This window comes from Streptomyces sp. NPDC001980 (genome assembly GCF_040296885.1).
GTDB lineage: Bacteria > Actinomycetota > Actinomycetes > Streptomycetales > Streptomycetaceae > Streptomyces.
This window is the reverse complement of record NZ_JBEOYD010000067.1, coordinates 25,909-35,237: the sequence shown is the minus strand read 5'-3', so window position 1 is coordinate 35,237 and position 9,329 is coordinate 25,909. Positions and strand designations below refer to the sequence as shown.

The window sequence follows — 9,329 nt, the reverse complement described above, 5'->3', positions numbered from 1 at the left end:
AAGCGCCGCGCCGCCAAGAAGTCCGGCCCGGCCGCCTCCGGCGACACCCTCGCCTCGCCCATGCAGGGCACGATCGTCAAGGTCGCGGTCGAGGAGGGCCAGGAGGTCAACGAGGGCGACCTGATCGTCGTCCTGGAGGCCATGAAGATGGAGCAGCCCCTCAACGCCCACAAGGCCGGCACCGTCAAGGGCCTCGCCGCCGAGGTCGGCGCCTCCCTCACCTCCGGCGCCGTGATCTGCGAGATCAAGGACTGAACCCCACCACCCGACCTGCCCACAAGGGCTCCTGACATATCGCCAGGAGCCCTTGTGTGTTGTCCGCGGCAGCGGCGCTACGCCGCCGCGTCCCGGCCGTGCAGCGTCTCGTAGACGTCCCCGGCGTGGTAGTACGTCCGGCCGGAACGGCTGCGGCGGCGCCACTTCTGCGTGCTGGCGCGGCGGTAGACGCTGCCCGGCGGCATGTCCCACAGGCGGGAGATGTCCGCCGCGGTCATCCAGCGCACCTCCGGCTCCCGGCCGGCGGCCTCGTCGGCCGGTACGGGTGCCGCGCCCGCCGCCGTCGCCCCGGTCGCGGCGAGGCGGCGGCTGAGCTGCAGCCACTCGTGCCCCACCCAGTGGTGCGCCGCGTCGGCGTCGCAGGCGATCGTGGCGGGCAGCTGCGGATGCCGGGGCCGCACGAGCGCGGTGAGCGCGCCGGAGCAGCCGGGCTCGACGCAGTCGCCCACCGCTATGCGGTGGGTCGTCATGGGGTCGATCACGTCGTGCGCCCCGCGCACCAGCTGGGAGATCTCGGCGCAGAACTCGCCCGCCGCGTCGTGCGCCGCGAGCCAGCCGCTGTGCCGGGTCAGGAACTGCACCAGGAGGCCGACGGACCGCCGCGGACCGGCCAGGCCCCGCTCCTCCAGGACCAGGCCGGCCCAGGCGCTGAGCACCGCGAGGATCGAGGTCCGCGCCTCCGCCGCCCGGAGGTTGAAGGGCATGCCGGGCAGCGGGCCGCCGGAGGTCTTCTCCACGGCCCGCTCGCCGCCGCTGCCGTCGAGGTGGCGTGCGCACTCCTCGTACAGCTCCGGCAGCCGGTTCAGGTCGCGCAGCAGGCGCTCATGACAGTCCAGGCACAGGCGGCCGGCCGGTGCTGCCGGGCGCCTGGCCCGGCCGGCGGCCTCGCGCCGGACACAGCCGGTTCCCCCACAGACAGTCGTCACCACGGACATCTGGAATCCCCCCTGAGTCTCGGCGACCTCCGGTCGGAGGCGCCCACGGACCTGAGAACGGTATTTTCGCGGTTATCCCCGCCGCAAGACCCGGGGAATGTCACCTGTAGTACGTGACGGAAGCCGATGAATTCCGGGAGGGTTTTGTCATTTCTCTGACGTGAATTCACGTCCAGCTGCGGAACCGCTTATTCCTGACATGACCTGACCGGGATCTGACATGAGAATCATTGACCGGCCGGCCGGGGGCGAAGAAGCTATAGGGCAGATTCCCTTGCCGTGCGCCCGTATTCTCCTCGCCCAGGGATGAGATGAGATCACCCAACGCCGGCACGCTCCAGTCCCTGTCCGTGCGCAACTTCCGGCTGTTCGCGGCGGGACAACTCGTCTCCGTCGCCGGTACCTGGATGATGGCCGTCGCCCAGGACTGGCTCGTGCTCTCCTTGACCGGCGACTCCGCGGCAGCCCTGGGCGTCGTGACCGCCTTGCAGTTCGCGCCCGTGCTGCTGCTCACCCTCTACGCGGGCGGCCTGGCCGACCGGCACGACAAGCGGCGGCTGCTCATGGCCGCCAACCTCACGTCGGGTGCCCTGTCACTCGCGCTCGCCGTCCTCGTGCTGACCGGCACGGCCGGTCTGTGGCACGTCTGCCTGTTCGCCCTGGGGCTCGGCATCGTCAACGCGGTCGAGGTGCCGACCCGGATGTCCTTCGTCAGCGAACTCGTCGGCGGCGACCTGCTGCCCAACGCGTCCGCGCTCAGCGCCGCGTACTTCAACATCGCCCGCGTGGCCGGCCCCGCGTTCGCGGGCCTGCTGATCGGCTGGCTCGGCACCGCGGCCGTGATGCTGCTCAACGCGGTCAGCTACCTGGCGACCGTCGCCGCCCTGCGCGCGATGCGTCCCACGGAACTGCACCGCTCGGCACAACGACCCGCGCGGGCCCCCGTCATGGAGGGCGTACGGCACCTGGTGGCCCACCGCGACCTGCTGCTCACCATGGTCCTGGTCGCCGTCACCGGCATGCTGGGCTTCAACTTCCAGCTCACCCTGCCGCTGCTCGCCAAGACCGTGTTCCATGCGAAGGCCGCCGAGTTCGGACTGCTCACCACCGCCTTCGCGGTGGGATCGCTGCTCGCGGCGTTCGTCACCACGCGCCGCCGCGGGCGGCCTCCGGCCACACTCGTCTTCGGCGCGGCCCTCGGGGCCGGGGCCCTGGAGTGCGCGGCCGGGCTCGCCCCCACCTACCTGTGGGCCGCCGTGCTGCTGCTGTGCACCGGCTTCGGCTGCCTCTACTTCGCCCAGGCCGCCAACCACCACATACAGCTGGGCACCGACCCCGCCTACCGGGGCCGGGTCCTGGCCCTCTACACGCTGGTGTTCCAGGGGACCACCCCCTTGGGCGCCCTGCTCGTCGGGGCACTCAGCGAACGGTTCGGCGCCCGCTCCGGGCTCCTGGCGGGCGGCGCCGCCACACTGCTCGCCGCCGTCGCCGTGCTCGTCGCCCGACCGCGCACCGAGCGCCCTGGTTCCCGCACGCCCGACAAGATCCGCACCTCACCCGGAGGAACCCACGATGACCATTCAGCAGACGACCCCCACCCCGGTCCGGGCCGGCTCGGCGGAGGAGCGCAGGGACATCGTCCAGGCGGCCCGCGCGGTCTTCGCCCGTGAGGGCTGGACCCACACCACCGTCCTGGACATCGCCATGGAGTGCGGCCGTGACGAGGCCACGGTCACGCACTACTTCAAGGACAAGGAGCGCCTGCTGCTCACCGTCCTGCTGGAGGGCGCCGCCGCCGTGGCCGCCTCGCTGACCGTCATCGCCGAGGAGCACCTCGCCGAGATCACCGATCTGGAGAAGGACCTCGTCGAGCTGGGCCGCGCCTGGCTGACGCCGCTGGCCGCGTTCCCGGAGCACTTCGCGATCGTGCGGCACCTGGGCGCCGAGATCGACTCCTGGCCCGCCGGGGTGGTCGAGATGTGGCGGACCGCAGGACCCCGGCAGGCCAACCGCGAGCTCGCCCGCCGCCTCGCCCGCGTCGCCGAGCGCGGACTGCTCTGCTTCGACGACCCCGAGCACGCCGCCGAGCGCTTCGTCCAACTGGCCGCCGGCGGCGTCGTCCAGGGCACCTTCCACGGCGCCCTGCCGCTGGCCGACTTCGAACGCGACGCGATCGTCAGCTCCGGCGTCGCGGACTTCGTCCGGCTGTACCGGCCCGGGGCCGACCGCTGATCCAACGACCCGCGACCCATGGAGGTGGGGAACACCATGGCCACACCAGGCACACCGCAGGCCTCGATCCAGGCCCGCGTCGACGAACTGGCCGCGATCAAGGAGGCGGCACGACAGGGCCCCGACCCGGCGGCCACCGAACGCCAGCACAGCAAGGGCAAGCTGACCGCCCAGGAGCGGATCGACCTGCTCCTCGACAAGGGCTCGTTCAACGAGGTGGAGCCGCTGCGCCGGCACCGGGCCAGCGGCTTCGGGCTCGAGACCAGGAAACCGTACAGCGACGGCGTGGTGACCGGCTGGGGCACCGTCCACGGGCGCACCGTCTTCGTCTACGCGCACGACTTCCGGATCTTCGGCGGCGCGCTCGGCGAGGCCCATGCCCAGAAGATCCACAAGATCATGGACCTGGCCGAGGCGGCGGGCGCCCCCCTGGTCTCGCTCAACGACGGCGCCGGTGCCCGTATCCAGGAGGGTGTCACCGCGCTCGCCGGCTACGGCGGCATCTTCCAGCGCAACACGCGCTCCTCCGGCGTGATCCCGCAGATCTCCGTGATGCTCGGCCCGTGCGCGGGCGGCGCCGCCTACTCGCCCGCGCTCACGGACTTCGTGTTCATGGTCCGGGAGACCTCGCAGATGTTCATCACCGGGCCCGACGTCGTCAAGGCGGTCACCGGCGAGGAGGTCTCGCAGAACGGCCTGGGCGGCGCCGACGTCCACTCCACTCTCTCGGGCGTCTCGCACTTCGCGTACGACACCGAGGAGGAGTGCATCGAGGACGTGCGCTACCTGCTCGCGCTGCTGCCGGCCAACAACCGCGAACTGTCTCCCGTGGAGCGCTCCGGCGATCCCGTCGACCGGGTCAACGACGCGCTCCTCGACCTGGTCCCGGCCGGCGCCGGGCAGTCGTACGACATCCGCAAGGTGATCGAGGAGGTCGTCGACGACGGCGACTTCTTCGAGGTGCACCCGGCCTGGGCGACGAACATCGTCTGCGCCTTCGCGCGGCTCGACGGGCACGTCGTCGGCATGGTTGCCAACCAGCCGGCCGCCATGGCCGGAGTGCTCGACATCGACGCGTCCGAGAAGGGCGCTCGCTTCGTGCAGTTCTGCGACGCGTTCAACATCCCGCTGATCACCCTGGTCGACGTGCCCGGCTTCCTGCCCGGCGTGGACCAGGAGCACAACGGCGTCATCCGGCGCGGCGCCAAGCTCCTGTACGCGTACTGCAACGCCACGGTGCCGCGTATCTCGCTGGTGCTGCGCAAGGCCTACGGCGGTGCCTACATCGTCATGGACTCCCGTTCCATCGGCGCCGACCTGGCACTGGCCTGGCCGACCAACGAGATCGCGGTGATGGGCGCCGAGGGTGCGGCGGGCGTCATCTTCCGGCGGGAGATCAACGCCGCCGAGGACCCGGAGGCCGTGCGCAAGGAGCGCATCGAGGAGTACAAGAACGAGCTGATGCACCCCTACTACGCGGCCGAGCGCGGTCTGATCGACGACGTCATCGACCCGCGCGAGACCCGCACGGTGCTGATCCGTTCGCTTGCCATGCTGCGTGCCAAGCACGCGGACCTGCCCTCGCGCAAGCACGGCAACGCCCCGCAGTGACCTGTAGTTTCTGTACGTGGATCTGTAGTAATTCCCCTTGAAGACCGGGGAGTCACCGAAGAAGATATATGTAAGAGTCCGGCGCTTTGTCACCGCACCCGGTGGCCCGAAAGCGCGCTCTTTCTTCCGATCACCTCGATCACTCCGCAACTCCGTCCGGTTCCGGCCCTCTTGCTGTCGAACCGTCGACGAGACGTGAAACTCCAGTCCGCCGTACGGCTTTCCACTTGGAGAACAATCGCATGCACAGCAACCTGATCGTGGCACGGCTGGATCCCGGAACGAGCGGCAACGTGGCCGATCTGTTCCGTGCGTTCGATGCCACCGAGATGCCGCACCGGATGGGTACGCGCCGCCGCCAGCTCTTCCACTACCGCGGCCTCTACTTCCACCTCCAGGACTTCGACACCGACAACGGTGGCCGGCAGATCGAGGAGGCGAAGACCGACCCGCGCTTCGTGCAGATCAGCGAAGACCTGAAGCCGTTCATCGAGGCGTACGACCCGGCGACCTGGCGCTCGCCCGCCGACGCCATGGCGACCCGCTTCTACCACTGGGAGGGCACGCGGTGAGCGGTCGACGCGTAGTCATCACGGGCCTGGAGGTCCTGGCGCCCGGAGGCGTCGGCCGCGACGCCTTCTGGTCACTGCTGAGCGAGGGCCGCACGGCGACGCGCGGCATCACGTTCTTCGACCCGTCGCCGTTCCGCTCCCGGGTCGCCGCCGAGATCGACTTCGACGCGGAGGCCCACGGGCTGAGCCCGCAGGAGATCCGGCGGATGGACCGGGCCGGCCAGTTCGCCGTGGTCGCCGCCCGCGGTGCCGTGGCCGACAGCGGCCTCGACCTCGCGGACCACGCCCCGCACCGGGTCGGCGTCACCGTCGGCACGGCCGTCGGCGCGACCATGGGCCTGGACCAGGAGTACCGGGTCGTCAGCGACGACGGCCGGCTGAACCTGGTCGACCACACGTACGCGGTCCCGCACCTGCACAACCACCTGGTGCCCAGCTCGTTCGCCGCCGAAGTGGCCTGGGCTGTCGGTGCCGAGGGCGCGAACGCCGTGGTGTCCACCGGCTGCACGTCCGGCATCGACTCCATCGGCTACGCCGTCGAGCTGATCCGTGAGGGCTCCCTCGATGTACTGGTCGCGGGCGCCACCGACGCCCCGATCTCGCCGATCACGATGGCGTGCTTCGACGCGATCCGGGCCACCACGCCGCGCCACGACGAGCCGGAGCGTGCCTCGCGCCCGTTCGACGGCACCCGCAACGGTTTCGTCCTCGGCGAGGGCACCGCCTTCTTCGTCCTGGAGGAACTGGAGAACGCGCGTCGGCGCGGGGCCCGTATCTACGCCGAGATCGCCGGCTACGCGACCCGCAGCAACGCGTACCACATGACCGGTCTGCGCCCCGACGGCGCGGAGATGGCCGAGGCCATCCGCGTCGCGCTCGCCGAGGCGCGGATGAACGGCGAGGAGATCGACTACATCAACGCGCACGGCTCCGGCACCAAGCAGAACGACCGCCACGAGACCGCCGCGTTCAAGAAGAGCCTCGGCGACCACGCCTACGCCACGCCGGTCAGCTCCATCAAGTCCATGGTCGGCCACTCCCTGGGCGCCATCGGTGCCATCGAGATCGCCGCCTCGACGCTGGCGATGACCCACAACGTGGTGCCGCCGACCGCGAACCTCCACACCCCTGACCCCGAATGCGATCTCGACTATGTGCCCGTCACCGCGCGGGAGCACCGGACGGATGCCGTGCTGACCGTCGGCAGCGGCTTTGGAGGCTTCCAGAGCGCGATGGTCCTCGCCCAGCCGGAAAGGACCGCCGCATGACCGCCTCTGTAGTGGTGACCGGCCTCGGTGTGGTCGCACCCAACGGGCTCGGCGCCGAGGAGTACTGGCAGGCCGCCCGCGTCGGCAAGAGTGGCATCGGGCGCATCACCCGCTTCGACCCCACCCAGTACCCGGCCCAGCTCGCCGGTGAGATCCAGGGGTTCGAAGCCTCCGAGCACCTGCCCAGCAAGCTGCTGCCGCAGACCGACCGCATGACGCGCCTCGCGCTCGTCGCCGCGGACTGGGCTCTTGAGGACGCCGGGGTGAACCCCGCGGAGCTGCCCGCCTTCGACATGGGCGTGGTCACCTCCAGTGCTTCCGGTGGCTTCGAGTTCGGCCAGCGCGAGCTGGAGCGGCTGTGGAGTCAGGGCAGCGAGTACGTCAGCGCGTACCAGTCGTTCGCCTGGTTCTACGCCGTCAACAGCGGCCAGATCTCCATCCGCCACGGCATGAAGGGCCCCAGCGGCGTCGTGGTCAGCGAGCAGGCCGGCGGTCTGGACTCCGTCGCGCAGGCCCGCCGCCAGGTCCGCAAGGGCACCCCACTGGTCGTCACCGGCTCCGTGGACGCGTCCCTGTGCCCGTGGGGCTGGGTGGCGCAGCTGACCAGCGGCCGGGTCACCACCCGGACCGACCCGGCCAGCGCCTACGTACCCTTCGACGACCGGGCCTCGGGACACGTCCCGGGCGAGGGCGGCGCCATTCTCATCATGGAGAACGAGGTCGCCGCCCGGGAGCGCGGTGCCAAGGTGTACGGAGAGATCGCCGGCTACGGCGCGACCTTCGACCCGAAGCCGGGCAGCGGCCGCCCGCCGGCGCTGCGCCAGGCCATCGAGACCGCCCTGGCCGACGCCGGGGTGAGCGCCCGCGACGTGGACGTGGTCTTCGCCGACGGCGCGGCCGTGCCCGAGCTCGACCGTATCGAGGCCGACGCGCTGGGCGCGGTCTTCGGCCGCGAGCAGGTGCCCGTCACCGTCCCCAAGACCACGACCGGCGCCCTGTACTCCGCCGCCGGGGCGCTCGACCTGGCGACGGTCTTCCTCGCCATGGAAGAGGGCCTGATCCCGCCCACCATGAACACCCGGCCGGCCGACACCTACGGCCTGGATCTGGTGGTCGGCCACCCGCGGACGCACGAGGTGCGCACCGCGCTGGTGCTCGGCCGGGGCCTGGGCGGCTTCAACTCCGCGCTGGTCGTGCGCTCCGCCGACTGACCCCCCCTACCGCCACCACACCCGCCGGCACAGCCGGCAGAACAGGAGAGGAACCACCATGGCCGAGCAGGCTTTCACCTTCGACGACCTGCGCCGCATCCTGATCGAGGCGGCGGGCGCGGATGACTCCTACAACCTCGACGGGGACATCCTCGACACCGACTTCGAGCAGCTGGGCTACGAGTCGCTGGCCCTCCTGGAGACCGGCGGGCGCATAGAGCGCGAGTACGGCATCTCCCTCGACGAGGAGATCCTCAGCATCGCCAACACCCCGCGCCTGCTGATCGACGCCGTCAACAGCGGTCTCGCCGCGCTGGTCTGACCCGTCGTCGCTCCCGCAGCCCCCACACCCCATCGCCCGCCGGGTGGTGCCTCGCGCACCGCCCGGCGGGCCCGTTTTCCCTCCCACTGGAGACGTCACACATGTCAGATCAGCAGCAGCGAACCGCCCTGGTCACCGGAGCCACCAGCGGCATCGGCCTCGCCGCCGCCAGGCTCCTGGCCGAGCAGGGCCACCGGGTGTTCATCGGCGCGCGCAGCTCCGACGACGTCGCCGCGACCGTGAAGGAACTCCAGGCCGAGGGCCTGGTGGTGGACGGCACGACCCTCGACGTGCGCGACGCGGACAGCGTGCGCGCCTTCGTGCAGGCCGCCGTCGAGACCTTCGGCACCGTCGACGTCCTGGTCAACAACGCGGGCCGCAGCGGCGGTGGCGTCACCGCCGACATCACCGACGAACTGTGGCACGACGTCATCGACACCAACCTCAACAGCGTCTTCCGGCTGACCCGCGAGGTGCTCAACACCGGCGGCATGCGCCACAAGAACCGCGGCCGGATCATCAACATCGCCTCCACCGCGGGCAAGCAGGGCGTCGTCCTCGGCGCCCCGTACTCGGCGTCCAAGCACGGCGTCGTCGGCTTCACCAAGGCGCTCGGCAACGAGCTCGCCCCGACCGGCATCACCGTCAACGCGGTCTGCCCGGGATACGTGGAGACGCCGATGGCGCAGCGGGTGCGCCAGGGCTACGCGGCCGCGTACGACACCACCGAGGACGCCATCCTCGAGAAGTTCCAGGCCAAGATCCCGCTCGGCCGCTACTCGACGCCCGAGGAGGTCGCCGGTCTGGTCGGCTACCTCGCCTCCGACACGGCGGCCTCCATCACCGCGCAGGCGCTCAACGTCTGCGGCGGACTCGGCAACTTCTAGGACCCCAAGGAGAGT

The 9,329-nt window shown here is 70.9% G+C and carries 10 protein-coding genes; 9 read left to right on the top strand and 1 reads right to left on the bottom strand.

The features are described from left to right. On the top strand, positions 1-255 hold a 255-nt coding region (locus tag ABT137_RS47975), incomplete at its 5' end, for an acyl-CoA carboxylase biotin carboxyl carrier protein subunit (RefSeq protein ID WP_351719721.1). Between the two features lie 77 nt (positions 256-332). Here ABT137_RS47975 and ABT137_RS47970 read toward each other — a convergent pair. Next, complete coding sequence (locus tag ABT137_RS47970; protein WP_351719720.1) at positions 333-1,211, bottom strand: hypothetical protein; 879 nt, start codon at positions 1,209-1,211, stop codon at positions 333-335. 311 nt (positions 1,212-1,522) lie between these two features. On the opposite strand from ABT137_RS47970, the gene ABT137_RS47965 reads away from it, so the two are divergent. The 8 genes from ABT137_RS47965 (at position 1,523) to fabG (ending at position 9,314) form a co-directional block, all read left to right on the top strand. Beyond that, positions 1,523-2,881, top strand: a complete 1,359-nt coding sequence (locus tag ABT137_RS47965; RefSeq protein WP_351719718.1) for an MFS transporter — start codon at positions 1,523-1,525, stop codon at positions 2,879-2,881. Beyond that, positions 2,784-3,443, top strand: coding sequence for a TetR/AcrR family transcriptional regulator (locus tag ABT137_RS47960; protein ID WP_351719715.1), 660 nt, complete (start codon positions 2,784-2,786; stop codon positions 3,441-3,443). The genes ABT137_RS47965 and ABT137_RS47960 overlap by 98 nt, the downstream gene beginning before the upstream one ends. Positions 3,444-3,479: 36 nt before the next feature. Next, complete coding sequence (locus ABT137_RS47955; RefSeq protein ID WP_351719713.1) at positions 3,480-5,054, top strand: acyl-CoA carboxylase subunit beta; 1,575 nt, start codon at positions 3,480-3,482, stop codon at positions 5,052-5,054. A gap of 242 nt (positions 5,055-5,296) precedes the next feature. After that, a complete protein-coding gene (locus tag ABT137_RS47950; RefSeq protein ID WP_351719711.1) occupies positions 5,297-5,626 on the top strand; it encodes a TcmI family type II polyketide cyclase in 330 nt (109 codons plus the stop codon). After that, positions 5,623-6,894: a beta-ketoacyl-[acyl-carrier-protein] synthase family protein gene (locus tag ABT137_RS47945; RefSeq protein WP_351719708.1), complete on the top strand. Its 1,272-nt coding sequence runs from the start codon at positions 5,623-5,625 to the stop codon at positions 6,892-6,894. Before ABT137_RS47950 ends, ABT137_RS47945 begins: the two co-directional genes overlap by 4 nt. After that, positions 6,891-8,105, top strand: coding sequence for a ketosynthase chain-length factor (locus tag ABT137_RS47940; protein ID WP_351719706.1), 1,215 nt, complete (start codon positions 6,891-6,893; stop codon positions 8,103-8,105). Before ABT137_RS47945 ends, ABT137_RS47940 begins: the two co-directional genes overlap by 4 nt. Positions 8,106-8,163: 58 nt before the next feature. After that, positions 8,164-8,427: an acyl carrier protein gene (locus ABT137_RS47935; protein ID WP_351719703.1), complete on the top strand. Its 264-nt coding sequence runs from the start codon at positions 8,164-8,166 to the stop codon at positions 8,425-8,427. Positions 8,428-8,528: 101 nt separating this feature from the next. Continuing rightward, a complete protein-coding gene (fabG, locus tag ABT137_RS47930; RefSeq protein WP_351719701.1) occupies positions 8,529-9,314 on the top strand; it encodes a 3-oxoacyl-ACP reductase FabG in 786 nt (261 codons plus the stop codon). Positions 9,315-9,329 lie beyond the last annotated feature (15 nt).

What these genes read in the sequence shown, in the direction of transcription:
- fabG (WP_351719701.1), top strand. Translation starts at nt 8,529, where the DNA reads ATGTCAGATCAGCAGCAGCGAACCGCCCTGGTCACCGGAGCCACCAGC.
- ABT137_RS47965 (WP_351719718.1), top strand. Translation starts at nt 1,523, where the DNA reads ATGAGATCACCCAACGCCGGCACGCTCCAGTCCCTGTCCGTGCGCAAC.
- ABT137_RS47935 (WP_351719703.1), top strand. Translation starts at nt 8,164, where the DNA reads ATGGCCGAGCAGGCTTTCACCTTCGACGACCTGCGCCGCATCCTGATC.
- ABT137_RS47940 (WP_351719706.1), top strand. Translation starts at nt 6,891, where the DNA reads ATGACCGCCTCTGTAGTGGTGACCGGCCTCGGTGTGGTCGCACCCAAC.
- ABT137_RS47955 (WP_351719713.1), top strand. Translation starts at nt 3,480, where the DNA reads ATGGCCACACCAGGCACACCGCAGGCCTCGATCCAGGCCCGCGTCGAC.
- ABT137_RS47960 (WP_351719715.1), top strand. Translation starts at nt 2,784, where the DNA reads ATGACCATTCAGCAGACGACCCCCACCCCGGTCCGGGCCGGCTCGGCG.
- ABT137_RS47950 (WP_351719711.1), top strand. Translation starts at nt 5,297, where the DNA reads ATGCACAGCAACCTGATCGTGGCACGGCTGGATCCCGGAACGAGCGGC.
- ABT137_RS47970 (WP_351719720.1), bottom strand. Translation starts at nt 1,211, where the DNA reads ATGTCCGTGGTGACGACTGTCTGTGGGGGAACCGGCTGTGTCCGGCGC.